Here is a 25945-nt window from a genome sequence, read left to right as displayed (position 1 = left end):
TTGTGATCTTGATCTACCGCGACTTCAGGAGGCCGAACGGAGGTCTTGCGGAGTGAGGTGACGGCCATGGATGGCCGGCAAGCGCCGCGGGCCAGGAAGGCCCGTCCGGCGCGGTCCTCACGGGAGCAAGACCGGAGTGAGGGAACCCGCAGCGCAGCGGAGGGCCGGATGCAGGAGCAAGCGGTTTTTGGTTACTTTTTTCCAAGAAAAAAAGTGACCCGCCGTAAGGGCGGAAGGGGCCAGTGGCCGCGCCACACCAAACGGATATGCTCGCCAATCCCCCCCAGCACCCACGACAATCTCCAAACACCCCCAATCCCCCCGCAAGCCGCCAGCAACCTGAATCCCCCCCATAAAAAAGCCGACCCTGAGGTCGGCTTTTTCACAGCGGTCAGGCGATCAACCCGCCCGTCGCAACAACCACACACCGGCCAACGCACAGACCCCCGCCGGGATCACCACCGCCAACAACGGTGGGAAGCCGAACACCTGGCTCGAAGGCCCAAGCAGGTCCTGGGCAATGCGGAACACGAAGCCCACCAGCACCCCGGTGAACACCCGCTGACCCAGGGTCACCGAACGCAGCGGGCCGAAGATGAAGGAAATCGCCATCAGCACCAGCGCCGCGGTCACCAACGGTTGCAGCACCTTGGTCCAGAACGCCAGCCAGTAACGGGCGTTGTTCAGGCCCTGGTCGGCCAGGTAGTGGATGTAGTCCCACAGCCCGGTGATCGACAGCGACTCCGGCGCCAGCACCACGGTGTTGAGCAGTTGCGGGGTCACCGAAACATCCCAGCGCTCCTCGGCAGCCTTGATCACTTCAGTGTGGTCACCGCGGAAGTGAGTGGTGCTGACGTCATTGAGCACCCAATGGTCGTCGTTGTACTTGGCCCGACGGGCAAAGCTGGAGGTGATGATCTTGCGCTCTGCGTCGAAGCGGTAGCGGGTCACACCCAGCAGCAGGCCGTTGGGCTGTACCGAGTTGATGTGCACGAACTCGTCGCCCTGACGGTGCCACATGCCGCGCTTGGAGCTTTGCGCCTCGCCACCGCCTTGCGCCAGCGAACGCTCGGCCTGGCCTTTGTTCTCGGTCACCGGTGCGACGTACTCACCGATCAGCACGCCGACCAGCATCAGTACCAGCATCGGCTTCATCACCGCCCAGACGATGCGCCCGATGGACACACCCGCGGCACGCATGATGGTCAGCTCGCTGCTGCTGGCCAGGCTGCCAAGGCCGATCAGGCAGCCGATCAGCGCGGCCATCGGCAGCATCTCGTAGAGCCGGCGCGGCGCGGTCAGCAGCACGAAGTAACCGGCGTCGAGCACGCTGTAGGTGTTGCTCAGGTCACCCATCTCGTCGATGAAGGCGAACAGCGACGCCAGGCCGAGGATGATGCCGAGCACGGCCAGGATGGCCATCAGCACACTCATGCCGATATAGCGATCAAGCTTGGCCATGGGTCACCCCCGCACGCTTCGCGGCACGCTTGAGACGCAGGGGCTCCCAGTACATCAGGCCGAGGCCGATCATCAGGAACAGCCCATGCACCCACCACACGCCGAGGGCGATCGGCAGCTTGCCCTTCTCCAGGGCGCCGCGTACGGAAATCAGCATTGTCAGGTAAGCCATGTAAAGGAGGATCGCCGGCAGCAGCTTGAGGAAGCGGCCCTGGCGCGGGTTGACCCGAGACAGCGGCACCGCCATCAAGGTCACGATGAACACCAGCAGCGGCAACGACAGCCGCCATTGCAGCTCGGCGCGCTCACGCAGGCCGGCATGGCCGAACAACTGCGAGGTCGGGATGGCCTCGCGGTCGGTGACCTCTTCGCTGACTTCAGGCTTGGGCAGCAGCACACCGTAGGTGTCGTACTTGATCGCCCGGTAATCGGCCTGGCCAGGGTTGCCGTCGTAGCGGTAGCCGTTTTCCAGGATCAGGTAGCGGTTGCCGTCGGCTTGCACTTCCTGGTGACCTTTTTCGGCGACCAGCACCGAAGGTGCGCGGTCCTTGGTCTTGTCCTGGTTGAAGCGCTTCTCGGAGATGAACACGCCGTCGAGCTTGATCCGGTCATCCGACAGCTGCTCGGTGTAGGTCACCCGTGAGCCGTCACGCAGGGTCTGGAAACGCCCAGGCACCAGGGTGTCGAACTCGGTCAGGGCATCCTGCTGGTTGATGATCTGCTGCACCTGCGAGACGCCCTGGGGCGCCAGGCTCAGGCTCAGCCAGGCCACCAGCAGGGCGACCAGCGCCGCCGGTGCCAGGGTCATGGCCAGCAGCTTCTGCTGGCTCATGCCCGTGGCCGAAAGCACGGTCATCTCGCTTTCCAGGTACAGCCGGCCATAGGCCAGCAGGATACCCAGGAACAGCCCCAAAGGCAGGATCAGCTGCAGGAAGCCCGGCAGCCGGAAGCCCATGATCAGGAACAGCACACCCGGATCAAGCACGCCCTGGGCGGCCTGCGCCAGGTATTTGATGAAACGCCCGCTCATGATGATCACCAGCAGCACAGCGCTGACGGCGCTCAAGGTCAGCAGGACCTCGCGGGACAAATAACGAAAGACGATCAAACCAGACACTCCTGGGTTGTCAGGGGCGGACAGCCAAACAAAGGCTTCGGACAGCCAAGACCAATGCCGGTTCGCCGGGGGCGAACCTCCATGTAAAGTGCGCGCATTATCCTGTGATTGCCCTCGGCTGTCACTTGGCCGCGCACGACAGTGTACATCGGGGTTGTCAGCGAGCTTGCGGCAGGCTCAAACTGGCAGCTTTTCCGCTGGCACGCGTCGACGCGGCCATGCCTTCTTCGAGCGCGCACGACAGGCGCCAACTGACAGAACATTCGGGGACCCTGACATGGAACTGGTTGTAAAAAGCGTAGCCGCTGCATCCTTGAAAACCGCAACGCTGGTGCTGGCCGTCGGCGAAGGGCGCAAGCTCGGCGACATCGCCAAGGCGGTTGACCTGGCGACCGATGGCGCGATTTCCGCCGTGCTCAAGCGTGGCGACCTGGCCGGCAAGCCTGGCCAGACCCTGCTCCTGCCTGCCCTGCCGGGCCTCAAGGCCGAGCGCGTGCTGCTGGTCGGCAGCGGCAAGGACGCCCTCGGCGACCGCACCTGGCGCAAGCTCGCCAGCAGCGTCGCCGGCGTGCTGAAAAGCCTGGGTGGCAGCGATGCGGTGCTGGCCCTCGACGATATCGCCGTCACCGGCCGCGATGCGCACTATGGCAAATACCGCCTGCTGGCCGAGACCCTGCTCGACGGCGAATACGTGTTCGACCGCTTCAAGAGCCAGAAGGCCGAGCCGCGCGCACTGAAGAAAGTCACCCTGCTGGCCGACAAGGCCGGCCAGGCCGAGGTCGAGCGCGCCGTCAAGCACGCCACCGCCATCGCCACCGGCATGGCCTTTACCCGCGACCTGGGCAACCTGCCGCCGAACATCTGCCACCCAAGCTTCCTGGCCGAGCAGGCCAAGGACCTGGGCAAGGCGCACAAAGGCCTCAAGGTCGAAGTGTTCGACGAAAAGAAGATCAAGGACCTGGGCATGGGCGCGTTCTACGCGGTCGGCCAGGGCAGCGACCAGCCGCCACGGCTGATCGTGCTGCAGTACAACGGCGCCAAGAAGAGCGAAAAACCGTTCGTGCTGGTCGGTAAGGGCATCACCTTCGACACCGGCGGCATCAGCCTCAAGCCAGGCGCCGGCATGGACGAGATGAAGTACGACATGTGTGGCGCCGCCAGCGTGTTCGGCACCCTGCGCGCCGTGCTCGAGCTGAAGCTGCCGATCAACCTGGTGTGCATCCTGGCCTGCGCCGAGAACATGCCGAGCGGCAACGCCACGCGTCCGGGCGACATCGTCACGACCATGAGCGGGCAGACCGTCGAGATCCTCAACACCGACGCCGAAGGCCGCCTGGTGCTGTGCGACGCACTGACCTACGCCGAACGCTTCAAGCCACAGGCGGTGATCGACATCGCCACCCTGACCGGCGCCTGCATCGTTGCCCTGGGCAGCCACACCGCCGGCCTGCTCGGCAACAACGACGAACTGATCGGCCAACTGCTCGACGCTGGCAAGCGTGCCGACGACCGTGCCTGGCAGCTGCCGCTGTTCGATGAGTACCAGGAGCAACTGGACAGCCCGTTCGCCGACATCGCCAACATCGGCGGGCCGAAGGCCGGCACCATCACCGCCGCGTGCTTCCTGTCGCGCTTCGCCAAGGCCTACAACTGGGCCCACCTGGACATCGCCGGCACCGCCTGGATCAGCGGCGGCAAGGACAAGGGCGCCACTGGCCGTCCGGTACCGATGCTGACCCAGTACCTGCTCGACCGCGCCAACGCCTGAACCGCGACGGCAGGCGGCCCCCTGGGTCGCCTGCCCACGGACTGAACCATGAGCCAAGTAGACTTCTATGTGCTGCCCACCGACTCGCTCTCGGCGCGGCTGGATTTCGCCTGCAAGCTGTGCGAGAAGGCCTGGCGCCTCGGTCACCGGGTGTACCTGCACTGCCAGGACGCCGCGCAACGGGCCGAGCTCGACCAGCGCCTGTGGCAGTTCAAGGGGGAGGCGTTCGTGCCCCATGACCTGGCCGAGGCGCAGGCCGACGCTGCGGTGGCCCTGGGCCTGGGCGATGACCCGGGCAGCCACACTGACCTGCTGATCAACCTCGGTGGTAAAGTGCCGGGGTTTGTCGGCCGCTTCCAGCGGGTGGCGGAAATCGTCGTCGAAGCGCCAGCGATTCGCGAGGCCGCCCGAGAACGGTTCCGTTTCTACCGGGAACAGGGCTATGCTCTGCAGAATCACCGCCTACAGCGACTTTGACGACGATGGACAAGCACTCCCCCCGGCCCGACTCTGCCCATCTGCTCGACGACCTCGAGTCGATCCGCGAGCTGTTGGGCGACGCTGACCTGCAACCGCCGCTGCTGACCGATACGGTCGAGCAGATCCCCCTGCTGCTGGACGAACCGCTGGGCAACGCCCCGCCGCTGCTGACCGAGCTCGAACCGGCCACGGCCGAGGCCGAGGACGACCCACAGACCCGCCGCCAGGACACCTTGCTGCGCCTGGATGCCGAGTTGCGCGCCGCTGCGCAGCTGATCATGCAGGACGTGATCAACGACTTTACCCCGCATATCGAAACCGAGATCAAGCGCCGCCTGGATGCGCGCATGGAACGCTTGCTCAAGCGTCCAGAGTAAACCACCGGCATTGGTGGTGTGGGTGCAGGCCTCTTCGCGGGCAAGCCCGCTCCTACAAGGATTTGCAGCGCTGCAAGTCCTTGTAGGAGCGGGCTTGCCCGCGATGAGGCCAGTAGTGCCTGAACAAACTCTACGGCCTGGCCGCTATCCCCCTTGCAGCTTGTCGCTTGAAGCTTGCAGCTCCGTTATACTTCTCGGCTTTCCCGAATTAATGCCTAAGGGTCCCGCCGCGCATGGATAAGACCTACCAGCCGCACGCCATCGAAACTTCCTGGTACAACACCTGGGAGTCCGAGAACTATTTCGCCCCACAAGGTGCAGGCGAGTCCTACACCATCATGATCCCGCCGCCAAACGTCACCGGCAGCCTGCACATGGGCCACGGTTTCAACAACGCGATCATGGACGCGCTGATCCGCTTCCGCCGCATGCAGGGTCGCGACACCCTGTGGCAGCCGGGCACCGACCATGCCGGTATCGCCACCCAGATGCTGGTCGAGCGTCAGCTCGAGGCCAAGGGCCAGAACCGTCATGACCTGGGCCGCGAGCAGTTCCTCGACAAGGTCTGGGAGTGGAAGGAACAGTCCGGCGGCAACATCAGCCGGCAGATCCGCCGCCTCGGCTCGTCGGTCGACTGGAGCCGCGAACGCTTCACCATGGACGACGGCCTGTCCGACGCGGTCAAGGAAGCCTTCGTACGCCTGCACGAAGACGGCCTGATCTACCGTGGCAAGCGCCTGGTCAACTGGGACACCAAGCTGCACACCGCGATTTCCGACCTCGAAGTGGAAAACCACGACGAGAAGGGTCACCTGTGGAACCTGCGCTACCCGCTGGCCAACGGCGCCAAGACCGCCGATGGCAAGGACTACCTGGTCGTCGCCACCACCCGTCCGGAAACCCTGCTGGGTGACGCCGCCGTCGCCGTCAACCCGAGCGACGAGCGCTACCAGGCGCTGATCGGCACGTTCGTCGAACTGCCGCTGGTCGGCCGCCTGATCCCGATCATCGCCGACGACTACTGCGACCCCGAATTCGGCACCGGCTGCGTGAAGATTACCCCGGCCCACGACTTCAACGACTATGAAGTCGGCAAGCGCCACAACCTGCCGCTGCTGAACATCTTCGACAAGAACGCGCTGGTGCTGGCCAACGCCCAGGCGTTCAACCTCGACGGCAGCCTCAACGAGCAGATCGACACCAGCCTGCCTGCGCAGTACGCCGGCCTCGACCGCTTCGTCGCGCGCAAGCAGATCGTTGCCGACCTGGACGCCCAGGGCCTGCTGGTCAGCGTTGATGACCACGCCCTGAAGGTGCCGAAGGGCGACCGCTCCGGCACCATCATCGAGCCGTGGCTGACCGACCAGTGGTACGTTTCGACAAAGCCGCTGGCCGAGCCTGCGATCGCCGCCGTCGAAGATGGCCGCATCCAGTTCGTGCCCAAGCAGTACGAGAACATGTACTTCTCCTGGATGCGTGACATCCAGGACTGGTGCATCAGCCGCCAGCTGTGGTGGGGCCACCGCATCCCGGCGTGGTACGACGAGGCCGGCCAGGTCTATGTCGGCCGCGACGAGGCTGAAGTGCGCGCCAAGCACAACCTGGGCAGCGACGTGGTCCTGCGCCAGGACGACGACGTGCTCGACACCTGGTTCAGTTCGGGCCTGTGGACCTTCTCCACCCTGGGCTGGCCGGAGCAGACCGAGTTCCTCAAGAAATTCCACTCCACCGACGTGCTGGTCACCGGCTTCGACATCATCTTCTTCTGGGTCGCCCGGATGATCATGCTGACCATGCACCTGGTGAAGAACCCGGACGGCACCCCGCAGGTGCCGTTCAAGACCGTCTACGTGCACGGCCTGGTGCGCGACGGCCAGGGCCAGAAGATGTCCAAGTCCAAGGGCAACGTGCTGGACCCGTTGGACATCGTCGACGGCATCACCCTCGAGCAATTGCTGGAGAAACGCACCAGCGGCCTGATGCAGCCCAAGCTGGCCGAGAAGATCGCCAAGCAGACCAAGGCCGAGTTCCCGGAAGGGATCGCCAGCTACGGCACCGACGCCCTGCGCTTCACCTTCTGCTCGTTGGCCTCGACCGGTCGCGACATCAAGTTCGACATGGGCCGCGTCGAAGGCTACCGCAACTTCTGCAACAAGATCTGGAACGCCGCACGCTACGTGCTCGACAAGGGTGAGGACTGCGGCCAGAACGGCGAGGCCTACGAGCTGTCGCTGGCCGACCGCTGGATCATCTCGCAGCTGCAGCGCACCGAAGCCGAAGTGACCCGTCAGCTCGAGCAGTTCCGCTTCGACCTGGCCAGCCAGGCGCTCTACGAGTTCATCTGGAACCAGTACTGCGACTGGTACCTGGAGCTGTCCAAGCCGGTCCTGTGGGATGAGAACGCCCCGGTCGAGCGCGCGCGCGGCACCCGTCGCACCCTGGTGCGGGTACTGGAAGTGGCGCTGCGCCTGGCGCATCCGTTCATGCCCTTCATCACCGAAGAGATCTGGCAGCGCATCGCGCCGCTGGCGGGCATCGACGGCAAGACCATCATGCTGCAGCCGTGGCCAGTGGCCAACGACAGCCGCATCGATACGGTCGCCGAAGGTGACATCGAGTGGCTGCAACAGCTGATGAACGGCCTGCGCAACATCCGCGCCGAGATGAACATCGGCCCGGGTAAACCGCTGCCATTGTTCCTCAAGAACGCCAGTGCCGAAGACCAGCGTCGCCTGCAGGAAAACGAAGCCCTGCTGAAGAAGCTGGCCAAGGTCGAGTCGTTCACCGTACTCGGCGAACAGGACGAAGCACCGCTGTCGGCCACCGCCCTGGTGGGTGACCTGCAGGTGCTGGTGCCGATGGCCGGGCTGATCGACAAGGATGCCGAGCTGGCGCGCCTGAACAAGGAAATCCAGCGTCTGCAGGGTGAAGTCCAGCGCGTCGGGGGCAAGCTGTCCAACGCCGCCTTCGTCGACAAGGCACCGCCCGCGGTGATCGACAAGGAACGCGCCAAGCTGGCTGAAGCCGAACAGGCCCTGGCCAACTTCACCGAGCAGCACGCGCGGATCGCCGCACTGTAATCTGACATTGCTGACCTGACCGGCGAGGGCTACGCCCTCGTTTCGCGACACAAGGCCGCTCCCACAGGGACCGCGCAGCTCACCAGACGCTCTGGTAGACGCGCCTTCCCTGTGGGAGCGGCCTTGTGTCGCGAAAGGGCCGTACAGCGGCCCCAGTCAGCAGCGACGCTCTACCGGAGTCTGCCATGACCCAGAACAAACCCACGCTGCACCCACGCAACCGCCACCAGGGCCGCTATGACTTCCCCGCGCTGATCAAGGCGCACCCTGACCTGGCCCGCTTCACCATCACCAACCCGTATGGCAATCCGAGCATCGACTTCGCCAACCCGGAAGCGGTGCGGGTGTTCAACCGTGCCTTGCTCAAGGCGCAATACGGCATCCAGCACTGGGATATCCCGGCCGACTACCTGTGCCCGCCGATCCCTGGCCGCGCCGACTACATCCACGTGCTCGCCGACCTGCTCGCCGAAGACAACACCGGCGAGATCCCGCGCGGCCCGCACGTGCGTGCGCTGGACATCGGCGTGGGGGCCAACTGCATCTACCCGCTGCTCGGCCACAGCGACTACCGCTGGCGCTTCCTCGGCTCGGACATCGACCCGGTGGCCCTGGGTGCGGCCAAGGCCATCGTCCAGGCCAACGGCTTGAACAAGGCCATCAGCCTGCGCCAGCAAGCCAACCCCAAGCACATCCTCAGCGGCCTGCTGGAGGCCGATGAACGCTTCGACGTGACCCTCAGCAACCCGCCCTTCCACAGCTCACGCGACGAAGCCACCCGCGGCAGCCAGCGCAAGTGGAAGAACCTCGGCAAGCAGGACCCCAAGCGCAAGCTGCCGGTGCTCAACTTTGGCGGGCAGAACAACGAGCTGTGGTGCGAAGGCGGCGAGATCCGCTTCGTCAGTCAACTGATCGCCGAGAGCGCCGCCTGCGCCCAGCAGGTGCTGTGGTTCACCAGCCTGGTGTCCAAGGCGAGCAACCTGCCGGCGATCGAAGCGGCGCTGAAGAAGGCTGGCACCCGGGCCGTGCGCATCATCGAGATGGGCCAGGGCCAGAAGCAGAGCCGCGTGGTTGCCTGGAGCTTCCACGACGACACTGCACGCCAGGCCTGGCACGCGCTGCGCCAGGGCAACGGGCAGGCGTAAAAAAACCGCGCCCGGGCAAGCCGGGCGCGGTTTCAACTGAAGCGTCTACAAATTACTTGTTGACGGCGTCGGTCAGGACCTTGGCAGGTACGAACTTGACGACTTTCTTGGCAGCGATTTCGATGGCAGCGCCAGTCGAAGGGTTGCGGCCGGTACGGGCAGGACGCTCGGAGACTTTCAGCTTGCCGATGCCTGGCAGGGTGATCTCGGCGCCGTTTTCCAGTTGATCGGCAACGATCTGGCCCAGTTGCTCCAGTGCATTGCGAGCGGTGGTCTTAGGCGCGTCGATTGCTTCTGCGATGTCGGCAATCAGTTGGTCTTTGGTCAGTGCCATGGTGGTGTTCCTTCCCTAAAAATTCAGAGGTTATGCAGTGTGCTACGTCGTTATCGGGCCAGCCCGTAACAGTCCGGCGGGCCGCGCCAATCGCGTATGTAGATACGAAAATCGGCGTTTGGTTCGACACGACGCAAGCGATCTGCCAGCAATGCGCCATTCAAGGGCGCAAGACGGCGCAAAGCTACCACAGGAATAGATAAATATCCGCTGCCGACGCTGTTTTTATGCAGGTTTTTCGGGGGTTTGGCCTGAAAACAGCGAAAATTGAACAAAAAATCAACAACCGGCATATCCGCCAACTTCTGACCACTGCATCACCCGATCTCTGAGTTAAACTGAACGACTTTGCACCGCGCCATGTGGCCTCTGGCCAGCTGCGCTCCAACACCCGCCGAGATTTTCCATGCCTATCCGTCATTGCATCGTTCACCTGATCGACAAGAAGCCCGATGGCAGCCCTGCCGTGCTGCATGCGCGCGACCACGAGCTGGGCGCTTCGGACGCCATCGAGAACCTGCTGGCCGACCTCAACGACAGCTACAACGCCAAACAAGGCAAGGCCTGGGGGTTGTTCCACGGCGAATCCGGCGCCTACCCGTTCAGCGGCTGGCTGAAACAGTACCTGGCCGCCGAACAAGATTTCACCGCGTTTAGCCGGACCGCCGTCGAGCACCTGCAGAAGCTGATGGAAGAGTCCAACCTGTCCACCGGTGGCCACGTGCTGTTCGCCCATTACCAGCAAGGCATGACCGAGTACCTGGCCATCGCCCTGCTGCACCACAGCGATGGCGTGGCGGTGAACGCCGAGCTCGACGTCACCCCGTCGCGCCACCTCGACCTTGGCCAGCTGCACCTGGCAGCGCGGATCAACCTGTCGGAGTGGAAGAACAACCAGGCTTCCAAGCAGTACATCTCGTTCATCAAGGGCAAGAACGGCAAGAAAGTCTCGGAGTACTTCCGCGACTTCATCGGCTGCCAGGAAGGCGTCGATGGCCCAGGCGAGACCCGCACCCTGCTCAAGGCGTTCAGTGACTTCGTCGAAAGCGAAGACCTGCCCGAGGAGGCGGCCCGCGAAAAGACCCAGACCCTGGTCGACTACGCCACCAGCCAGACCAAGATGGGCGAGCCGGTCGCCCTCGATGAGCTCTCCAGCCTGATCGACGAAGACCGCCCCAAGGCGTTCTACGATCACATCCGCAACAAGGACTACGGGCTGTCGCCGGAGATCCCGGCGGATAAGCGCACGCTCAATCAGTTCCGCCGCTTCACCGGGCGTGCCGAGGGGCTGTCGATCAGCTTCGAGGCGCACCTGCTGGGCTCGAAGGTCGAGTATGACGAAGTGGCCGGCACGCTGATCATCAAGGGCCTGCCAACGCAGCTGATCGACCAGCTCAAGCGTCGCACGGACTGACCTCAGGGGCGGCCGGGCAACCGCCGTAGGCCGCCACCAACGCCTCCTTGGCCGACTTGCGCAGCTTCTTCACCAGGCGCTCCTGGCGCAGCGCCTCGGCCTTGTCCGGCCACTGTTCGACGTAGACCAGCGCCTGCGCCGGGCTGGTCTTGAAATAGCGCGCGCCCTGGCCTTTCTGGTGCTTGATGAAGCGCCGCTGCGGGTCATCGCTGACGCCGCAGTACAGCGATCCATTGGCCGCACGGACCAGATAGACGAACCAGGGTTTGCTCGGCAGGTTTGGGGGCGTCTCGCTCACGGTTCTATTCAGGCATCGGGAAGACCCACCAGCTTACCCGCTCAGCGCGCCTGCTGGAACGCCCGCAAGCCCTTGAAGGCCTGCGCGCGGACCTTGTTCTGGAGCATTGGCGACCAGCCCAGCAGTACGCCTGGCGTGCCCAGTGCCTGACGCGACCAGCGCCACAGGTCGAAGCTGTCGTGGTGCTCACGGATCAGCCCGTCACGGATCACGAAGCGCGCCTGGATGTCATTGACCACGGTGCGGCCGGTCTGGCTGAACAGGTAGCTCGCCACCCAGTGCGCGCTGGCGCTGTCGGCCGTGGCGCGGACCTGGTCGAAGGTCAGGCTGAAGTCTTTGGCCCGGGTGGTGAGCATGCGCCACATGTCGCCTGCATCCTGGCCGCGCAGGGTGCCGAAGACCGGGTCGCTGAAGACGATGTCCGGGCTGTAGCAGGCGACCATGGCCTCGGCGTCCAGGCGCTGGAAGGCCTGGTAGAAGCGGGTGATCAGGGCTTGGTTGGCATCGCTCATCGGTGAGGTCCGTCCTGGGATTCGAGAGCCGAACGATAATCCGCGACGGGCCGCAACGCCATGTCCATTTGCGTCATGAATAAACCCTTCGCAGCCGGTGCAGCTTCAGACGGGCTCGCGGGTCACCTGCACATGCAAGGCCCGGCCGGCCTGCAGGCCAAACACGATAGCGCCCACCCCGAGCACGGCGAAAATCCACCCCACCGCCGCCCAGCCACCGGTCAGGTCATGCACCAGGCCTACCGCGAAGGGCCCCATCGAGGCCAGGGTGTAACCGACCCCCTGGGCCATGCTCGACAGGTTTGCCGCGACCTGCGCGTCCTTGGAGCGCAGCACGATCAGCGTCAAGGCCAGGGCAAAGGTACCGCCCTGCCCCAGGCCGAGCAGCACCGCCCACCCCCACAACCCGGAAATCGGCGCATACAGGCAGCCAAACAGGCCAGCCAGGGTCACCAGCATGACCACCACGATGGCCAGGCGCTGGTCCTTGCCGCGCGTCGCCAGCCAAGGGGCACTGAGCGAGCTGATCAACTGCACGATCACCGACCCGGACAACACCAGGCCGGCCTCGGTCGGGCTCAACCCACGGCCGATCAGGATCGACGGCAACCAGCCGAACACGATATAGGCCAGCGATGACTGCAGGCCCATGTACAAGGTGACCTGCCAGGCCAGCGGGTCACGCCACAGGCCGCGCACCCTGTAGGCGACCTTGTGCGCGCCATGGCCCTGGCGCGCCTGCGGCAGCCAGACCAGCATGGCCAGCAACGCCGGGATCATCCAGAAGCCCAGGCCCATTGCCCAACTCTCGCCCAGCTGCTGACTCAGTGGCACCGTGGCACCAGCGGCCATCGCCGCGCCCAGGCACAGGGCCATGGTGTAGACCCCGGTGAGGGTACCGGCATGCTGAGGAAAATCCCGTTTGACGATACCGGGCAGCAGCACCCCGATGATGCCAATGCTGGCGCCGGCCATGAGGCTGCCGACAAACACCCCGGTGGCGCCAAAGGCACTGCGCACGACGATGCCCAGGGCCAGGGTCAGGAGAATGCCGAGGATCACCCGCTCACTGCCAAACCGCCGCGCGAGGATCGGCGCCAAGGGCGCGAACAGGCCCAGGCAGAGCACCGGCAAGGTGGTCAGCAGGCCAGCCTGGGCTGCACTCAGGCCAAGGCCGTCGGCGACCTGGCCGAGCACCGGCGACATGCTCGAAAGCGCCGGGCGCAGGTTCAGCGCCACCAGCACCAGGCCCAGCAGCAACAGCCAGGGCCTGGGCACGACCGGCGCTTGCTGTTGCACCTGCTCGTCATCGGCTTCGGCGTCGATCAGCAGCTCATCGAGCGGCGCGTCGGGCGCGGGTGTCTTGCGGGTCAATTGCTCGGCCATGGCCATCTCGCTGTCAGGATTCGATGAGGGTCCGGCTGAGGCGCTTGGCCCGCTGCGGATCACGTTGTTCGATGGCCTCGAGGATCTGCCCATGCAGGTCGAAAACCGTCTGGCAGCGCGGCACGCTGCTCATGTTGTGCTGCAGCGCGGCGGCCACCACGCCGGAAAAGTAGCGGTACAGCTCGCTCAGTGCCGGGTTGTGGGCGGCGTCGACCAGGCGCTGGTGAAACACCAGGTCGCAGCTGACATAGGCGTCGACGTCACTGTGAAAGTGCGCCGCACTGCCCGCCAGCGCCTCGCGCAGGCCCTGCAGGTCGGCCTCGGTCCGGCGCTCGGCGGCCAGGCCGATCGCTTCCGCCTCGAGGATGTGCCGGGTCTCGCGGGCCTGCTCTGGCGAGCAGCGCGACATCGCCAGCACCGCATGCAGCGGGTCGACGCGGGTGCGCAGGTAACTGCCATCGCCCTGGCGCACTTCGACCAGGCCACTGAAGGCCAGCACGCGCATCGCCTCGCGCACGGTGTTGCGGCTGATGCCAAGTTCGCTCGCCAGCTCCGGCTCGGTCGGCAGCCGTTGGCCGACGGTCCACACGCCGTCGAGGATACGCTGGCGCAGTTGCTCGACCGCAAGCTCTACCAAGGACCGTCGGACCAGCTGATTTGCCGTAGTTGTCACGCACTCACCCAATCATCCTACGAATTGCGCGAGGGTACCGGAAACCGCCCTGGGTAGGAAGCACCTGGCAATTCTGCCAGTTGCGAGCGGGGTCAGGGTTTGCCAGGCTCACAGCCGAGCCATCGTCAGGGAAGCGCCATGCGTGAACACATAGGCCTGGGTATCGTCATCGCCATCGTCGTGCTGGTGATGCTGGCGTTCGGCCTGGTCAGCCCAGAGGCCAGCGGCGAGTCAGGCGCACCGAAGGCGCTGCCCATCGGCACCAGCCTTTAGACAGCACAGGGGCCGCACATGGCAGCCCCTGAGTGGTTCGGCGGTGATGCCGGCACCGTTGCGGCACCCGCCCGGCCTCAGCCCAATGCGTCGATCAACGCCTGGTTCATTTCCGGCGTGCCGACGGTGATCCGCAGGAACTGGGCAATCCGCGCCTGCTTGAAGTGCCGCACGATCACCCCTTGCTCGCGCAGCCGGGCCGCCAATGCGGCGGCATCCTGCTGCGGATGCCGGGCAAAGATGAAGTTGGCCGCCGAGGGCAGCACTTCGAAACCCTTGGCCTGCAACTGCGCGACCAACGCCTCGCGGCTGTCGATCACCGTGCGGCAGGTCTGCTCGAAGTACTCACGGTCCTCGAACGCCACCGCCGCACCGACGATCGCCATGCGATCCAGCGGATACGAGTTGAAGCTGTTCTTGATCCGCTCCAGCGCGTCGATCAGGTCCGGATGGCCCACCGCCAGGCCCACCCGCAGCCCCGCCAGGGAGCGCGACTTGGACAGGGTCTGGGTCACCAGCAGGTTGTCATAGCGGTCGACCAGGCTGATCGCCGTCTCACCGCCGAAGTCGATGTAGGCTTCATCCACCACCACCACCGAGTCACGGTTGGCCTGCAGCAATTGCTCGACCACGTCCAGCGGCATCAGGCAGCCGGTCGGTGCGTTGGGGTTGGGGAAGATGATCCCGGCATTCGGCTTGGCGTAGTCTTCGATGCGGATCTGGAACTGCTCGTCCAGCGCTACCTGCTCGAAGGGGATGCCATACAGGCCGCAGTACACCGGGTAGAAGCTGTAGCTGACGTCCGGGAACAACAGCGGCGCGCCATGCTGGAACAGGCCGTGGAAGATGTGCGCGAGCACCTCGTCCGAACCGTTGCCGACGAACACCTGCTGGGCGCTGACACCGTAGTACTCGGCGACCGCCTGCTTGAGCCGGTCGCCGTTAGGGTCCGGGTACAGGCGCAGGTTGTCGTTCAGCTCACCGCGCATGGCTTGCAGCGCCTTGGGCGATGGGCCATAGGGGTTTTCGTTGGTGTTGAGCTTGACCAGCTTGGTCAGCTTGGGCTGCTCACCCGGCACGTAAGGCACCAGGTCCTTGACGAAGGGGCTCCAGAATCGACTCATGCTCAGTTCCCCTTGGTTTCGGTGAGGATGCGGTATTCGGCGCTACGGGCATGGGCAGTCAGCGACTCGCCACGGGCCAGTACCGAGGCGGTGTGACCCAGCTCGGAGGCGCCCTGCTCGGAGCAGAAGATGATCGACGAACGCTTCTGGAAGTCATACACCCCCAGCGGCGACGAGAAACGCGCGGTGCCGGAGGTCGGCAACACGTGGTTGGGGCCGGCGCAGTAGTCGCCCAGCGCTTCGCTGGTGTGGCGGCCCATGAAGATCGCGCCCGCGTGGCGGATCTGCGGCAGCCAGGCCTGCGGGTCGGCCACCGACAGCTCGAGGTGCTCCGGGGCAATGCGGTTGGCGACTTCGATCGCCTGCTGCATGTCGCGCACCTGGATCAAGGCACCACGGCCATTGATCGACTTCTCGATGATTTCGGCACGTTCCATGGTCGGCATCAGCTTGTCGATGCTGGCGGCCACGCGGTCGAGGAACTCGGCATCCGGGCTGACCAGGATGGCCTGGGCGTCCTCGTCGTGCTCGGCCTGGGAGAACAGGTCCATGGCGATCCAGTCCGGGTCGGTCTGGCCGTCGCAGACCACGAGGATCTCCGAAGGGCCGGCGATCATGTCGATGCCGACCTGGCCGAACACGTGACGCTTGGCAGTGGCCACGTAGATGTTGCCCGGGCCGACGATCTTGTCCACCTGCGGCACGCTTTCGGTGCCATAGGCGAGCGCGGCAACGGCCTGCGCGCCACCGACGGTGAACACCCGGTCGACACCGGCAATGCACGCTGCAGCCAGCACCAGCTCGTTGAGCTCACCGCGCGGGGTCGGCACCACCATGACCACTTCGCCAACGCCGGCGACCTTGGCCGGAATGGCGTTCATCAGGACCGACGACGGGTACGAAGCCTTGCCACCGGGGACGTACAGGCCGGCGCGGTCCAGCGGGGTGACTTTCTGGCCGAGCACGGTGCCGTCGGCTTCGGTGTACTGCCAGGAGTCCTGCTTCTGCCGCTCGTGGTAGCTGCGCACACGGTCGGCGGCCTTCTCCAGGGCTTCGCGCTGGGCCGGGGTGATCCGGGTCAGGGCCAGCTCCAGGCGCTCGCGGTTGAGGATCAGGTCTTCGATGGAGCTCGCCTGGACGCCGTCGAAGCGCTGGGTGAACTCCACCAGCGCCGCATCACCGCGCTCACGCACGGCCTTGATGATGTCGAGCACGCGCTGGTTGACCGCGTCATCGGACACACTCTCCCAGCTCAGCAGATGGTCCAGACGTAGGGCGAAATCCGGATCAGCGGCGTTGAGACGGGCAATTGCAGTGGACACGGTCATGGCGAGGGCCTCGAATAATAGCGAATGCTCAGGCGCCCTAGGCTACCAGTCGATCCGCGCGGGCACCTGAGAAAAGTGGCTATGACGCGGATAGACGGGCGCGACAGCGGAGGTCGCGCGCAGGAGTCAACCGCGGTGTCGAGACTCGACCGCTTGGCGCAGCGTGTCGATCAGGCTCTGGATGCGGGCGTGCTGCATTTTCATGGAGGCCTTGTTGACCACCAGGCGCGAGCTGACCATGGCGATCAGGTCTTGCGGCTCGAGGCCGTTGGCACGCAGGGTATTACCGGTGTCGACCACGTCGATGATCTTGTCGGCAAGGTTGATCAGTGGCGCCAGTTCCATCGAGCCATACAGCTTGATGATATCGACCTGACGGCCCTGCTCGGCATAGTAGCGCTTGGCTACGTTGACGAACTTGGTGGCAACGCGCAGACGGCCCTTGGGCTCTGGCGCACCGACCACACCGGCGGTCATCAGCTTGCAGCAGGCAATCTGCAGGTCCAGGGGCTCGTACAGGCCCTGGCCACCGTACTCCATGAGCACGTCCTTGCCAGCCACCCCGAGGTCGGCGGCACCATGCTCGACATAGGTCGGCACGTCGGTGGCGCGCACGATCAGCAGGCGCACGTCGTCCTGGGTCGTGGGGATGATCAGCTTGCGGCTCTTGTCCGGATTCTCGGTCGGCACGATACCGGCCTCGGCCAGCAGTGGCAGGGTATCGTCGAGGATTCGGCCTTTGGATAGCGCGATGGTCAACATGGGAAACGTCGGTCCTTAAGCGGCTATAGCCGGCCGGGTCATGGACCCGAGCGGCATGGAATTCGGTTGGCGCGTCCTTGCGCCTGGCAGGTTAGCCCGGTACGCGGCGGATCTTGGCGCCGAGCATCTGCAGTTTTTCTTCGATGCACTCGTAACCACGGTCGATGTGGTAGATGCGATCGATCAGGGTATCGCCTTCAGCGACCAGCGCCGAGAGTACCAGGCTCGCCGAAGCGCGCAGGTCGGTGGCCATCACGGGAGCACCCTTGAGCGACTTGACCCCGGTGACGATGGCGGTGTTGCCTTCGACCTGGATCTGCGCGCCCATGCGGTGCATCTCGTAGACGTGCATGAAGCGGTTTTCGAAGATCGTCTCGATCACCGCACCAGTGCCTTCGGCAATGGCGTTGAGCGAGATGAACTGCGCCTGCATGTCGGTCGGGAACGCCGGGTACGGTGCGGTGCGCAGGTTGACGGCCTTGGGCCGCTTGCCGTGCATGTTCAGCTCGATCCAGTCTTCACCGGTGGTGACGTCTGCGCCGGCTTCCTTGAGCTTCTCGAGGACCGCTTCAAGGATGGTCGGATCGGTGTCCTTGACCTTGACGCGGCCACCGGTGACGGCAGCGGCGACCAGGTAGGTGCCGGTCTCGATACGGTCCGGCATGACCCGGTAGGTGGCCGAGTGCAGACGCTCGACGCCATCGATGGTGATGGTGTCGGTGCCCGCGCCCTGGACCTTGGCGCCCATGGCGATGAGGAAGTTGGCCAGGTCGACCACTTCCGGCTCGCGCGCGGCGTTCTGCAGCACGCTGCGGCCCTTGGCCAGGGCAGCGGCCATCATGATGTTCTCGGTACCGGTCACGCTCACGGTGTCGAAGAAGAAGTGCGCACCGCGCAGGCCACCTTCAGGCGCCTTGGCCTTGATGTAGCCGCCTTCGACTTCGATCTTCGCGCCCATGGCTTCGAGGCCACGGATGTGCAGGTCGACCGGACGCGAACCGATCGCGCAACCGCCAGGCAGGGCCACTTCGGCCTCGCCGAAACGGGCGACCATCGGACCCAGGACGAGGATCGAGGCGCGCATGGTCTTGACCAGCTCGTACGGCGCGACCAGGGTCTTGATGGTGCGTGGGTCGATCTCGACCGACAGCTTCTCGTCGATCACAGGCTCGATGCCCATGCGCCCGAACAGCTCGATCATGGTGGTGATGTCGTGCAGGTGCGGCAGGTTGCCGACGGTGACCGGGCCATCGGCCAACAGGGTCGCTGCAAGAATCGGCAGGGCGGCGTTCTTCGCCCCGGAAATGCGGATCTCGCCATCGAGACGAGGGCCGCCAGTAATAATCAGTTTGTCCATAGGGTTCTCGCCGCCAAGTTGGCTCAGGTGCGCTCAGCCCAGGCTGCGCTGCTGAAAAATTTCATGGTTACCGCGTGGATACTGCCATCGGCAATCCACGGATTAAGGTGAGCATAGATCGCCTGTTGACGCTTAACGGGGCTCTGCCCGGCCAGCTCGTCGCTGATCACGTTCAACTGGAAGTTGCAGCCTTCGCCTTCAACTTCGACCCGGGTTCCCGGCAATTTTTCTTCAAGGAAGCTTTTAACTTCTACGGCCTGCATGCTCAACCTCAATCGGCGCCCTGTGCGCGCGGGTCGGCCATCATACAAAAAAGCCCCTCGCCTGCGAAGCCCATGAACGGGCGCGCTGACCGAGGGGTCTTTCACCTTGTCGGGCAATCAGCCCGCCAGTACCTCTTCCAGGTCATAGACCTCGGCGATTTCACGCATGTCTTCGGGCATGCCACGCAGCTCCCAGGACTTGCCCGCCGCTTGTGCATCACGCATGAACGCCAGCAGCAAGGACAAGCCGACACTGCTCGACTTGACCACCGCCGAGCAGTCCAGCACCAGCCGCTGTTCGCCGCTGGCACCGATCAGCGCCTTGCCTTCCTTGCGCAGGGCCGGGCCGCTGCGAAAGTCCAGCACGCCGGCCAGGCGCAGAACGCCCGGCTCGGCCATGCTCACGCCGGCTTCGCTCATTTGACGGTCTTCTCCGACGACGTGTCGGCGGTCTGCTTGGCCTTGGCCACTTCGCCGGCCCAGCCGTCGATGGTCTTGTCCAGGTTGTTGCCGTTGCGCGACATGGCGTCAGCGAACTGGTCGCGGAACAGCTTGCCGATGTTGATGCCGTTGACGATGACGTTACGCACCTTCCACTCGCCGTTCAGCTTGACCATGGTGTACTGCACCGGATAGACCGCGCCGTTGTTGCCGGTGACCTTCATGTTGACGCTGGTGCGGTCGTCCGCCTCGGCCTTGGCCGGGTCGACGGTGATGCCCTGGTTGTTGTACTCGAGCAAGGCATTGCCATAGAACTGCATCAGGCTGCGCTTGAAGTTCTCCTGGAAGCGCTGCATCTGCGCGGGCGAAGCGTTGCGCGAGTACTTGACGGTCATGATGCTCTTGGAAATGCCGTCGGCGTCGACCACCGGTCCGAGGTTGCTGTTGAGGGCATCGTAGAAGGCCTGGGGATCGGCCTTGTACTGATCCTTGTTGCTCTTCAGGTCGCTGAGCAACCGCGTGGTGGTGGTCTGGATCACCTCATGGGCGGATTGCCCAGGGGCGGCCAGGGCCAGCAGGGGGAAGGCTGCCAGCAGGACCAGCAGGCCGCGTCGCAGGATCGAGATCATGGAAACTCCTTAATTAGCTGGGTCGGCTTGTTTCGGTTCTTTGCCAACGGTATTGAGCAGGAACTTGCCAATCAGATCTTCCAGCACCAGGGAAGACTGGGTGTCGTGAATGGTGCTGTCATCTTTGAGCACCTGATCGTCGCCACCCACGCTGATACCAATGTATTTCTCACCGAGCAACCCGGCGGTCAGGATCGATGCAGTGGAGTCGACGGGCAGGTTGTCGACCTTCTTGTCCAGCTGCAGGGTCACCCGACCGGTGTAGGAATCACGGTCAAGATCGATGGCCGTGACCTTGCCGATGGTCACACCGGCCATGGTCACTTTAGCTCTGACCGTCAAACCGGCGATATTGTCGAAGTAGGCGTAAACTTTATAGGTATCGCTGCTCGGGCTGGCGGACAGCCCGCTGACACGCAGGGCCAGCAGCAGCAACGCCAGGATCCCGGCCAGGAGGAACAGGCCGACACCGATTTCCAGGGTGCGGTTTTGCATCAGAAATCTCCAAACATCAAGGCGGTCAGAATAAAGTCCAGACCCAGGACTGCCAACGAGGCGTAGACCACGGTCTTGGTAGTGGCACGGCTGATCCCTTCTGAAGTGGGCTCGCAGTCATACCCCTGGAATACGGCAATCCAGGTCACGACGAAGGCAAACACCAGGCTCTTGGCCAGGCCGTTGAGCACGTCGTCGGTAAAGGAAACACTGTTCTGCATGTTGGCCCAGAACGAGCCTTCGTAGACGCCCAGCCAGTCGACCGCCACCCACGAGCCACCCCAGATGCCGACCACGCTGAACAGCAGCGCCAGCAACGGCAGCGAGATGAAGCCGGCCCACAGGCGGGGCGCGACGATGTACTTGAGCGGGTCGACGCCGATCATCTCGAGGCTCGACAGCTGCTCGGTGGACTTCATGTTGCCGATCTCGGCAGTCAGCGCGGAGCCCGCACGACCGGCGAACAGCAAGGCGGTGACCACCGGGCCGAGTTCACGCAGCAGGGTCAGGGCGACCATCTGCCCCACCGCCTGCTCCGAGCCGTACTTGGTGAGGATGCTGTAGCCCTGCAGGGCCAGCACCATGCCGATGAACACGCCGGAGACGACGATGATCGCCAGCGACAGCACACCGACCGAATAGAGCTGTTTGACCAGCAACTGGAAACCGCCGCCGATGCCGCCACGCCCGACCAGGGCGTGGAACAGGAACAGGCAGGAGCGGCCGAGCACCGCCACCACGTCGATGGCCGAGCGGCCGAGCAGGCGGACACGTTCGAGTAAGGATCTTCTGCGCATCAACGCGTCCCCAGCAGATCGGCGCGGTAGTCAGGCGCAGGAAAATGGAATGGCACCGGGCCGTCCGGGTCGCCCTTCATGAATTGACGGATGCGCGGGTTGTCCGAGCCCATCAGTTCGGCGGGGGTGCCCTGCCCCAGTACCTGCCCGTCGCCGACCACATAGAGGTAGTCGGCGATGCTGGCGGTTTCGGCCAGGTCATGCGAGACGACGATACTGGTGATGCCCAGCGCGTCGTTGAGCAGGCGGATCAGGCGCACCAGAACGCCCATGGCGATCGGGTCCTGGCCGACGAACGGCTCGTCATACATGAGGATCTGCGGGTCCAGGGCGATTGCCCGGGCGAGCGCCACCCGGCGCTTCATGCCGCCAGACAGCTCGTCGGGCATCAGGTCGATGGCACCGCGCAGGCCGACCGCCTGCAGTTTCATCAGGACGATGTCGCGGATCATCTCTTCCGACAGCTGGGTATGCACGCGCAGCGGGAAGGCGACGTTCTCGAACACGTCGAGGTCGGTGAACAGCGCGCCGCTCTGGAACAGCACGCCCATCTGCTTGCGCGCATCGAACAGATCGCCGCGCGACAGGGTCGGCAGGTTCTGCCCGGCGACCCAGACTTCGCCGCTGGACGGCCGCAACTGTGCGCCCATCAGGCGCAGCAACGTCGTCTTGCCACACCCCGATGGCCCCATGATACCGGTGACCTTGCCGCGCGGGATGCGTATGTCGACATTGCTGAAAATGCTGCGCGAACCGCGCTTGAAGGTGACTCCCTTCAACTCGACCGCGTAAGCGCTATCCACACTCATCTAGACTCCTTGCGATACAGCCTCGTCTCAATGGACGCTGGCCCTCATCGTGAAGGCACACGCGCCCCCCGCGGGCCGAATAGCGGCGAACTATAGCACCGCAGCCATGCCCGCCCCAAGGCCATACCCTGAGTCATTCAGGCCAACGACAGGCGGGCGTGACGCCCATATGGCAATCGAGTGATGAGCCTTGGCCACATTGCGGCTATAATCGGCGCCTTTTCATCAGGCATTGCTTTTCGACATGAGCCAATCCAGCGAGCTGATCCAATCCGCCCAGCGCACCTTGCGCCTGGAACTCGAGGCCGTTGAAGGCCTCTTGCCCCGCATTGACGACAACTTCGTCAAGGCCTGCGAGCTGATCCTGGCCAGCAAAGGCCGGGTCGTGGTGGTTGGCATGGGCAAGTCCGGACACATCGGCAACAAGATCGCCGCTACCCTCGCCAGCACCGGCACCCCAGCCTTTTTCGTGCACCCGGCCGAGGCCAGCCACGGCGACATGGGCATGATTACCCGCGACGATGTCATCCTGGCCCTGTCGAATTCCGGAAGCACCGCCGAGATCGTCACCCTGCTGCCGCTGATCAAGCGCCTGGGCATCCAGTTGATCAGCCTGACCGGCAACCCCGACTCGCCGTTGGCCCAGGCCGCCGAGGTCAACCTTGACGCGCGCGTGGCCAAGGAAGCCTGCCCGCTGAACCTGGCACCGACTTCCTCGACCACCGCTTCCCTGGTGTTCGGCGACGCACTGGCCATTGCTTTGCTCGAAGCCCGCGGTTTCTCGGCCGAGGACTTCGCCTTCTCGCACCCAGGCGGCGCCCTGGGCCGACGGCTGCTGCTGAAAGTCGAAAACGTCATGCACTCCGGTGACGACCTGCCGCAGGTAAAACGCGGCACGTTGCTCAAGGAGGCCCTCCTTGAAATGTCCCGCAAAGGCCTGGGCATGACCGTGGTGCTCGAAGCCGATGGCACGCTCGCCGGGGTGTTCACCGACGGTGACCTGCGCCGCAGCCTGGACCGCAACATCGATGTGCACACCACCCTGATCGAAGAGGTGATGACCGTGCACGGCAAGACGGCCCGTGCCGAAATGCTGGCGGCAGAAGCCTTGAAGATCATGGAAGACCACAAGATTGGCGCACTGGTGGTGGTCGATCAGCAGGACCGCCCGACCGGCGCCCTGAACATGCACGATCTGCTTCGTGCGGGAGTGATGTAATGAACGATGACGCGCTCAACCCAGACCTCATGCAACGCGGCAAAGCCATCAAACTGGCGGTGTTCGACGTCGACGGCGTGCTCACCGACGGCCGTCTGTACTTCCTCGAGGACGGCAGCGAGTTCAAGACCTTCAACACCCTCGACGGCCAGGGCATCAAGATGCTCATGGCCTCGGGCGTGACCACGGCGATCATCAGCGGGCGCAAGACCCCGGTGGTCGAACGCCGTGCGCGCAACCTGGGGATCCCGCACCTGTTCCAGGGCCGCGAAGATAAACTGGTGGTGCTCGACGGCCTTCTCGCCGAACTGGGCCTAAGCTATGAGCAGGTCGCCTACCTGGGCGACGACCTGCCCGACCTGCCGGTGATCCGCCGGGTGGGCCTGGGCATGGCGGTCGCCAGTGCCGCGCCGTTCGTTCGCCAGCACGCCCACGGGATCACCCGGGCGCGCGGCGGCGAAGGTGCTGCGCGCGAGTTCTGTGAACTGATCATGCAGGCCCAGGGTACCCTGGACGCTGCCAACGCCCACTACCTCTAAGGCCGCCCATGTTCAGCAAGAAAGCCAAAAACATCGCGCTGTTCAGCGTGATCGCCGCCCTGCTGGTGGCGGTCGGCTACTGGAACGTCAGCCCGGAAAGCTTCCTCGACAAGCCGGTCGCCGATGTCGATGAAAGCGCCATCGACTACTACGCCATCAACGCCCACAGCGTGCAGTTCTTGCCCGACGGCAAGATGCAATATGAAATGACCGCCGACAAGGTCGAGCACCTCAAGGCCAGCGAGGTTACCCTGGTGACCACGCCGGACCTGCACATGTACCGCGGCACCGAGTTCCCGTGGCACGTGCAGAGCGTACGCGCCGAGGTCAACCCGGACGGCAGCGAGGTCGAACTGATCGACAAGGTGCGGGTTGCCCGCACCGACGAAAAGCAGCGCGAAACCATCATTACCAGCACCCGCATGACCGTGTTCCCGCAGAAGCAATATGCGCAGACCGAGCAAGCCGTTAGAATCGACGGCGCCGGTGGCACGACTACGGGTGTTGGTATGAAAGCGTATTTGAAAGACGGCAGGATGGACCTGCTGTCCAACGTAAGAGGACAGTATGAGGCTCGTTAAAACCCTCCCCTTTTTGCTCAGCCTGAGCGCAGCACTGGGAAGCGCGAGCGCCTTGGCCCTGCCGAACGATCGTGACCAGCCAATCCGTATCCAGGCCGACGACGCTCACCTGGATGACAAGCAAGGCGTAGCTATCTACACCGGTGATGTGGTCATCACCCAAGGCTCGATGAAGATCACCGGCAACAAGGTGACCATGACCCGTGCCGCCAACGGCGACATCGACGTGGTGACCTCGGTGGGCAAGCTGGCCTATTTCGAGCAGCAGCAGAGCGCTGAAAAGCCCGACAAGATGAAGGGCTGGGCGGTCACCATCCAGTACCAGGCGCAAAAAGACACGGTCATCCTCACCGACCAGGCCAAGGTCGAGAATGAAGGCAACACCACCGAAGGCGAGAAGATCATCTACAACACCAAGTCCCAGGTGGCGACTGCGGGTAACGCCGGTGGCGCTGCTGCGACCAAGCGTCCGCGCATCGACATGGTGATCCAGCCGAAGAAGAAGGCCGAGTAAATGGCAACCCTCAAAGCCCAGCACCTGGCCAAGAGCTACAAGGGCCGCCAGGTGGTTCGCGACGTCAGCCTGTCGATCGACAGCGGCCAGATCGTCGGTTTGCTCGGCCCCAACGGGGCCGGCAAGACCACCTGTTTCTACATGATCGTCGGCCTGGTCCAGGCCGATCAGGGGCGCGTGCTGATCGACAGCACCGATGTCAGCCACCAGCCCATGCATGGCCGCGCGCGCGCCGGCATCGGCTACCTGCCCCAGGAAGCCTCGATCTTCCGCAAGCTGTCGGTGGCCGACAACATCATGGCGATCCTCGAGACCCGCAAGGAGCTCGACCGTGACGGCCGGCGCAAGGAACTCGAAAGCCTGCTGCAGGAGTTCCACATCAGCCACATCCGCGACAACCTCGGCATGAGCCTCTCGGGTGGTGAACGCCGCCGTGTCGAGATCGCCCGCGCCCTGGCCACCGCGCCGAAGTTCATCCTGCTGGACGAACCGTTTGCCGGTGTCGACCCGATTTCCGTGGGCGACATCAAGCAGATCATCCATCACCTCAAGGCCAAGGGCATCGGTGTGCTGATCACCGACCACAACGTCCGCGAGACCCTGGATATCTGTGAAACCGCCTACATCGTCAACGATGGTCAACTGATCGCCGAAGGCGATGCCGAGACCATCCTGGCCAATGACCTGGTCAAGGAAGTCTACCTGGGTCACGAGTTCCGACTCTGACACCCAGGCTTGCCTGAGCACTGGCAAATCGGCCTCTTTACGG

Annotated in this window: 30 protein-coding genes; 12 read left to right on the top strand and 18 right to left on the bottom strand. The window is 64.2% G+C overall.

The window, feature by feature from the left end; all coding sequences use genetic code 11:
* Window positions 1–399 precede the first annotated feature (399 nt).
* Window positions 400–1461, bottom strand: a complete 1062-nt coding sequence (gene lptG / locus CCOS865_RS23980) for an LPS export ABC transporter permease LptG (protein ID WP_119145540.1) — start codon at window positions 1459–1461, stop codon at window positions 400–402.
* Window positions 1448–2569 (bottom strand): LPS export ABC transporter permease LptF, encoded by a 1122-nt coding sequence (gene lptF / locus CCOS865_RS23975; RefSeq protein ID WP_119145538.1) that lies wholly within the window; start codon window positions 2567–2569, stop codon window positions 1448–1450. Before lptF ends, lptG begins: the two co-directional genes overlap by 14 nt.
* 286 nt (window positions 2570–2855) lie before the next feature.
* Between lptF and CCOS865_RS23965 the strand changes: the two genes are divergently transcribed.
* The 5 genes from CCOS865_RS23965 (at window position 2856) to rlmF (ending at window position 9428) form a co-directional block, all read left to right on the top strand.
* Window positions 2856–4346 (top strand): leucyl aminopeptidase, encoded by a 1491-nt coding sequence (locus CCOS865_RS23965; protein WP_119145534.1) that lies wholly within the window; start codon window positions 2856–2858, stop codon window positions 4344–4346.
* A gap of 48 nt (window positions 4347–4394) precedes the next feature.
* Window positions 4395–4823 carry a DNA polymerase III subunit chi gene (locus CCOS865_RS23960; protein WP_119145532.1) on the top strand — a complete coding sequence of 143 codons (429 nt, stop codon included), beginning with the start codon at window positions 4395–4397 and terminating at the stop codon, window positions 4821–4823.
* 5 nt (window positions 4824–4828) lie between these two features.
* The gene (locus CCOS865_RS23955; RefSeq protein ID WP_119145530.1) at window positions 4829–5203 is read left to right on the top strand and encodes a DNA polymerase III subunit chi; all 375 of its coding nucleotides are present in this window, start codon (window positions 4829–4831) and stop codon (window positions 5201–5203) included.
* 233 nt (window positions 5204–5436) lie between these two features.
* Complete coding sequence (locus CCOS865_RS23950) at window positions 5437–8283, top strand: valine--tRNA ligase (protein ID WP_119145528.1); 2847 nt, start codon at window positions 5437–5439, stop codon at window positions 8281–8283.
* A 185-nt stretch (window positions 8284–8468) separates the two neighbouring features.
* Entirely contained in the window at window positions 8469–9428 is a 960-nt protein-coding gene (gene rlmF, locus CCOS865_RS23945; protein WP_119145526.1) for a 23S rRNA (adenine(1618)-N(6))-methyltransferase RlmF, read from the top strand.
* A 52-nt stretch (window positions 9429–9480) separates the two neighbouring features.
* Here the strand turns inward: rlmF and CCOS865_RS23940 are convergent, their stop codons facing one another.
* A complete protein-coding gene (locus tag CCOS865_RS23940; protein WP_029613585.1) occupies window positions 9481–9762 on the bottom strand; it encodes an HU family DNA-binding protein in 282 nt (93 codons plus the stop codon).
* A 50-nt stretch (window positions 9763–9812) separates the two neighbouring features.
* Entirely contained in the window at window positions 9813–10055 is a 243-nt protein-coding gene (locus tag CCOS865_RS28095; protein WP_147406538.1) for a hypothetical protein, read from the bottom strand.
* A 113-nt stretch (window positions 10056–10168) separates the two neighbouring features.
* Here CCOS865_RS28095 and yejK point away from each other — a divergent pair, with 113 nt between their 5' ends.
* On the top strand, window positions 10169–11176 hold the full coding sequence (gene yejK / locus CCOS865_RS23935; RefSeq protein WP_119145524.1) for a nucleoid-associated protein YejK: 1008 nt from the start codon (window positions 10169–10171) through the stop codon (window positions 11174–11176).
* Here yejK and CCOS865_RS23930 read toward each other — a convergent pair.
* The 4 genes from CCOS865_RS23930 to CCOS865_RS23915 all read right to left on the bottom strand — a co-directional run bounded on the left by CCOS865_RS23930 (window position 11157) and on the right by CCOS865_RS23915 (window position 14045).
* The gene (locus CCOS865_RS23930; RefSeq protein WP_119145522.1) at window positions 11157–11474 is read right to left on the bottom strand and encodes a GIY-YIG nuclease family protein; all 318 of its coding nucleotides are present in this window, start codon (window positions 11472–11474) and stop codon (window positions 11157–11159) included. The two genes, yejK and CCOS865_RS23930, sit on opposite strands and share 20 nt — an antisense overlap.
* Before the next feature lie 41 nt (window positions 11475–11515).
* Window positions 11516–11986, bottom strand: coding sequence for a nuclear transport factor 2 family protein (locus CCOS865_RS23925; RefSeq protein WP_119145520.1), 471 nt, complete (start codon window positions 11984–11986; stop codon window positions 11516–11518).
* 105 nt (window positions 11987–12091) lie between these two features.
* Entirely contained in the window at window positions 12092–13372 is a 1281-nt protein-coding gene (locus CCOS865_RS23920) for a CynX/NimT family MFS transporter (protein ID WP_119145542.1), read from the bottom strand.
* Window positions 13373–13385: 13 nt separating this feature from the next.
* Complete coding sequence (locus CCOS865_RS23915) at window positions 13386–14045, bottom strand: FadR/GntR family transcriptional regulator (RefSeq protein WP_119145518.1); 660 nt, start codon at window positions 14043–14045, stop codon at window positions 13386–13388.
* A gap of 138 nt (window positions 14046–14183) precedes the next feature.
* Here CCOS865_RS23915 and CCOS865_RS28590 point away from each other — a divergent pair, with 138 nt between their 5' ends.
* Window positions 14184–14318, top strand: coding sequence for a hypothetical protein (locus CCOS865_RS28590; protein ID WP_279630144.1), 135 nt, complete (start codon window positions 14184–14186; stop codon window positions 14316–14318).
* 77 nt (window positions 14319–14395) lie between these two features.
* Here the strand turns inward: CCOS865_RS28590 and hisC are convergent, their stop codons facing one another.
* From hisC to CCOS865_RS23865, 10 genes are all read right to left on the bottom strand, one after another.
* Entirely contained in the window at window positions 14396–15442 is a 1047-nt protein-coding gene (gene hisC / locus CCOS865_RS23910) for a histidinol-phosphate transaminase (RefSeq protein ID WP_119145516.1), read from the bottom strand.
* A gap of 2 nt (window positions 15443–15444) precedes the next feature.
* Window positions 15445–16770 (bottom strand): histidinol dehydrogenase, encoded by a 1326-nt coding sequence (gene hisD / locus CCOS865_RS23905; protein ID WP_119145514.1) that lies wholly within the window; start codon window positions 16768–16770, stop codon window positions 15445–15447.
* Between the two features lie 126 nt (window positions 16771–16896).
* Entirely contained in the window at window positions 16897–17532 is a 636-nt protein-coding gene (gene hisG, locus CCOS865_RS23900) for an ATP phosphoribosyltransferase (RefSeq protein WP_119145512.1), read from the bottom strand.
* Between the two features lie 91 nt (window positions 17533–17623).
* Window positions 17624–18889 carry a UDP-N-acetylglucosamine 1-carboxyvinyltransferase gene (gene murA, locus CCOS865_RS23895; protein ID WP_119145509.1) on the bottom strand — a complete coding sequence of 422 codons (1266 nt, stop codon included), beginning with the start codon at window positions 18887–18889 and terminating at the stop codon, window positions 17624–17626.
* A 23-nt stretch (window positions 18890–18912) separates the two neighbouring features.
* On the bottom strand, window positions 18913–19152 hold the full coding sequence (locus CCOS865_RS23890) for a BolA family protein (RefSeq protein WP_029613593.1): 240 nt from the start codon (window positions 19150–19152) through the stop codon (window positions 18913–18915).
* A gap of 117 nt (window positions 19153–19269) precedes the next feature.
* Window positions 19270–19572 (bottom strand): STAS domain-containing protein, encoded by a 303-nt coding sequence (locus CCOS865_RS23885; protein ID WP_119145508.1) that lies wholly within the window; start codon window positions 19570–19572, stop codon window positions 19270–19272.
* On the bottom strand, window positions 19569–20222 hold the full coding sequence (locus CCOS865_RS23880; RefSeq protein WP_119145506.1) for an MlaC/ttg2D family ABC transporter substrate-binding protein: 654 nt from the start codon (window positions 20220–20222) through the stop codon (window positions 19569–19571). Before CCOS865_RS23880 ends, CCOS865_RS23885 begins: the two co-directional genes overlap by 4 nt.
* A gap of 9 nt (window positions 20223–20231) precedes the next feature.
* Window positions 20232–20717: an outer membrane lipid asymmetry maintenance protein MlaD gene (gene mlaD / locus CCOS865_RS23875; RefSeq protein ID WP_119145505.1), complete on the bottom strand. Its 486-nt coding sequence runs from the start codon at window positions 20715–20717 to the stop codon at window positions 20232–20234.
* Complete coding sequence (mlaE, locus tag CCOS865_RS23870) at window positions 20717–21514, bottom strand: lipid asymmetry maintenance ABC transporter permease subunit MlaE (protein ID WP_119145503.1); 798 nt, start codon at window positions 21512–21514, stop codon at window positions 20717–20719. Before mlaE ends, mlaD begins: the two co-directional genes overlap by 1 nt.
* The gene (locus CCOS865_RS23865) at window positions 21514–22323 is read right to left on the bottom strand and encodes an ATP-binding cassette domain-containing protein (protein ID WP_119145501.1); all 810 of its coding nucleotides are present in this window, start codon (window positions 22321–22323) and stop codon (window positions 21514–21516) included. The genes mlaE and CCOS865_RS23865 overlap by 1 nt, the downstream gene beginning before the upstream one ends.
* Window positions 22324–22567: 244 nt before the next feature.
* Between CCOS865_RS23865 and CCOS865_RS23860 the strand changes: the two genes are divergently transcribed.
* From CCOS865_RS23860 to lptB, 5 genes are read left to right on the top strand one after another with little or no spacing between them, the layout of a single operon-like run.
* Window positions 22568–23542: a KpsF/GutQ family sugar-phosphate isomerase gene (locus CCOS865_RS23860; protein ID WP_119145499.1), complete on the top strand. Its 975-nt coding sequence runs from the start codon at window positions 22568–22570 to the stop codon at window positions 23540–23542.
* On the top strand, window positions 23542–24081 hold the full coding sequence (locus tag CCOS865_RS23855) for a KdsC family phosphatase (RefSeq protein ID WP_119145497.1): 540 nt from the start codon (window positions 23542–23544) through the stop codon (window positions 24079–24081). Before CCOS865_RS23860 ends, CCOS865_RS23855 begins: the two co-directional genes overlap by 1 nt.
* A gap of 8 nt (window positions 24082–24089) precedes the next feature.
* On the top strand, window positions 24090–24662 hold the full coding sequence (gene lptC / locus CCOS865_RS23850; protein WP_119145495.1) for an LPS export ABC transporter periplasmic protein LptC: 573 nt from the start codon (window positions 24090–24092) through the stop codon (window positions 24660–24662).
* Window positions 24649–25176, top strand: coding sequence for a lipopolysaccharide transport periplasmic protein LptA (lptA, locus tag CCOS865_RS23845; protein WP_119145493.1), 528 nt, complete (start codon window positions 24649–24651; stop codon window positions 25174–25176). Before lptC ends, lptA begins: the two co-directional genes overlap by 14 nt.
* The gene (gene lptB / locus CCOS865_RS23840) at window positions 25177–25902 is read left to right on the top strand and encodes an LPS export ABC transporter ATP-binding protein (RefSeq protein ID WP_119145491.1); all 726 of its coding nucleotides are present in this window, start codon (window positions 25177–25179) and stop codon (window positions 25900–25902) included.
* Window positions 25903–25945: the final 43 nt, after the last annotated feature.

This window comes from Pseudomonas reidholzensis, assembly GCF_900536025.1.
GTDB lineage: Bacteria > Pseudomonadota > Gammaproteobacteria > Pseudomonadales > Pseudomonadaceae > Aquipseudomonas > Aquipseudomonas reidholzensis.
This window is presented reverse-complemented; position numbering and strand designations above follow the sequence as displayed.

Bases quoted from the DNA above. Each gene is read 5' to 3' on its own strand.
- hisC (WP_119145516.1), bottom strand. From the start codon at position 15,442: ATGAGTCGATTCTGGAGCCCCTTCGTCAAGGACCTGGTGCCTTACGTG.
- lptB (WP_119145491.1), top strand. From the start codon at position 25,177: ATGGCAACCCTCAAAGCCCAGCACCTGGCCAAGAGCTACAAGGGCCGC.
- CCOS865_RS23860 (WP_119145499.1), top strand. From the start codon at position 22,568: ATGAGCCAATCCAGCGAGCTGATCCAATCCGCCCAGCGCACCTTGCGC.
- CCOS865_RS23920 (WP_119145542.1), bottom strand. From the start codon at position 13,372: ATGGCCGAGCAATTGACCCGCAAGACACCCGCGCCCGACGCGCCGCTC.
- hisD (WP_119145514.1), bottom strand. From the start codon at position 16,770: ATGACCGTGTCCACTGCAATTGCCCGTCTCAACGCCGCTGATCCGGAT.
- CCOS865_RS28095 (WP_147406538.1), bottom strand. From the start codon at position 10,055: ATGCCGGTTGTTGATTTTTTGTTCAATTTTCGCTGTTTTCAGGCCAAA.
- murA (WP_119145509.1), bottom strand. From the start codon at position 18,889: ATGGACAAACTGATTATTACTGGCGGCCCTCGTCTCGATGGCGAGATC.
- hisG (WP_119145512.1), bottom strand. From the start codon at position 17,532: ATGTTGACCATCGCGCTATCCAAAGGCCGAATCCTCGACGATACCCTG.
- CCOS865_RS23865 (WP_119145501.1), bottom strand. From the start codon at position 22,323: ATGAGTGTGGATAGCGCTTACGCGGTCGAGTTGAAGGGAGTCACCTTC.
- CCOS865_RS28590 (WP_279630144.1), top strand. From the start codon at position 14,184: ATGCGTGAACACATAGGCCTGGGTATCGTCATCGCCATCGTCGTGCTG.
- yejK (WP_119145524.1), top strand. From the start codon at position 10,169: ATGCCTATCCGTCATTGCATCGTTCACCTGATCGACAAGAAGCCCGAT.
- CCOS865_RS23890 (WP_029613593.1), bottom strand. From the start codon at position 19,152: ATGCAGGCCGTAGAAGTTAAAAGCTTCCTTGAAGAAAAATTGCCGGGA.
- CCOS865_RS23965 (WP_119145534.1), top strand. From the start codon at position 2,856: ATGGAACTGGTTGTAAAAAGCGTAGCCGCTGCATCCTTGAAAACCGCA.
- lptG (WP_119145540.1), bottom strand. From the start codon at position 1,461: ATGGCCAAGCTTGATCGCTATATCGGCATGAGTGTGCTGATGGCCATC.
- CCOS865_RS23880 (WP_119145506.1), bottom strand. From the start codon at position 20,222: ATGATCTCGATCCTGCGACGCGGCCTGCTGGTCCTGCTGGCAGCCTTC.
- lptC (WP_119145495.1), top strand. From the start codon at position 24,090: ATGTTCAGCAAGAAAGCCAAAAACATCGCGCTGTTCAGCGTGATCGCC.
- CCOS865_RS23855 (WP_119145497.1), top strand. From the start codon at position 23,542: ATGAACGATGACGCGCTCAACCCAGACCTCATGCAACGCGGCAAAGCC.
- mlaE (WP_119145503.1), bottom strand. From the start codon at position 21,514: ATGCGCAGAAGATCCTTACTCGAACGTGTCCGCCTGCTCGGCCGCTCG.
- CCOS865_RS23885 (WP_119145508.1), bottom strand. From the start codon at position 19,572: ATGAGCGAAGCCGGCGTGAGCATGGCCGAGCCGGGCGTTCTGCGCCTG.
- CCOS865_RS23940 (WP_029613585.1), bottom strand. From the start codon at position 9,762: ATGGCACTGACCAAAGACCAACTGATTGCCGACATCGCAGAAGCAATC.
- mlaD (WP_119145505.1), bottom strand. From the start codon at position 20,717: ATGCAAAACCGCACCCTGGAAATCGGTGTCGGCCTGTTCCTCCTGGCC.
- lptA (WP_119145493.1), top strand. From the start codon at position 24,649: ATGAGGCTCGTTAAAACCCTCCCCTTTTTGCTCAGCCTGAGCGCAGCA.
- CCOS865_RS23950 (WP_119145528.1), top strand. From the start codon at position 5,437: ATGGATAAGACCTACCAGCCGCACGCCATCGAAACTTCCTGGTACAAC.
- rlmF (WP_119145526.1), top strand. From the start codon at position 8,469: ATGACCCAGAACAAACCCACGCTGCACCCACGCAACCGCCACCAGGGC.
- CCOS865_RS23960 (WP_119145532.1), top strand. From the start codon at position 4,395: ATGAGCCAAGTAGACTTCTATGTGCTGCCCACCGACTCGCTCTCGGCG.
- CCOS865_RS23925 (WP_119145520.1), bottom strand. From the start codon at position 11,986: ATGAGCGATGCCAACCAAGCCCTGATCACCCGCTTCTACCAGGCCTTC.
- CCOS865_RS23955 (WP_119145530.1), top strand. From the start codon at position 4,829: ATGGACAAGCACTCCCCCCGGCCCGACTCTGCCCATCTGCTCGACGAC.